The organism is Geodermatophilus sp. DF01-2 (assembly GCF_004571065.1).
In the GTDB taxonomy this organism is placed as follows: Bacteria; Actinomycetota; Actinomycetes; order Mycobacteriales; family Geodermatophilaceae; genus Geodermatophilus.
Genome location: NZ_SPQN01000192.1, coordinates 1 through 709 on the forward strand (window position 1 = coordinate 1; position 709 = coordinate 709).

The following is a 709-nucleotide window of genomic DNA, read 5'->3' on the forward strand; positions in this document are numbered from 1 at the left end:
GGTGCTGCGGCTGCCGTGGCCGGCCGAGGGCAGGCCGCCGGAGGGCTTCGCCACCGAGGTGGTGCTGCCGCTGCGCGCCGGGTCGCGGGCCGCCGTCCGGGCGGGCCTGGAGGAGCTGACCGCCGAGCTGCTGCTGGCGCTGCCCGGGCTCGCCGCGGCCGACGTCGTCCTCGACGGCGCGGTGCGGTCGCTGTCGGCGCGGTACCGCCGCGACGAGGTCGAGCTGACCGACGGCGACCGGACGACGACCTGGCGGCTGGAGCGGCGGGACGGCGTGCTGCCCACGGAGCTGCTCGCCGAGCGTCCGGTCGAGGAGCGCGACCGTCGCGCCTGGGCGCTCACCTGGGCGGTGCCGCTGGACGACGCCGGGCGGCCGGTGCCCCTGCCGCTTCCGCAGCGGGTGCACGGGCCCACGCCCAGCGACGAGCCGTTGACGCTGCCGGCCCGGCTGATCGCGCCGTTCTCGCTGGGGCCCGACCGCCGGCACGTGCTGCCCGGCCCGGTCACCGACGAGCTGGTCGCCGCGGCCGCCGGGGCCTACGCCGACCTGCTCGCCGGTCTCGCCGGGGACGCCGCCGTGCTCGCTCTGGTACCCCGGATCGGGCTGGCCGGTGCCGAGCTCGACGCGGCGCTGTGCACCGCGGCGCTGGACCGGCTGCGGGAGGCCGCATGGCTGCCGGTCACCGGCGCCGACGGGGGCCGGCAGCCG

1 pseudogene is annotated in these 709 nt (G+C 80.0%); it reads left to right on the plus strand.

What is annotated here, in order from left to right:
- Nucleotides 1-709 (plus strand): annotated as a pseudogene (locus tag E4P41_RS21780) (hypothetical protein); the annotation flags it as partial.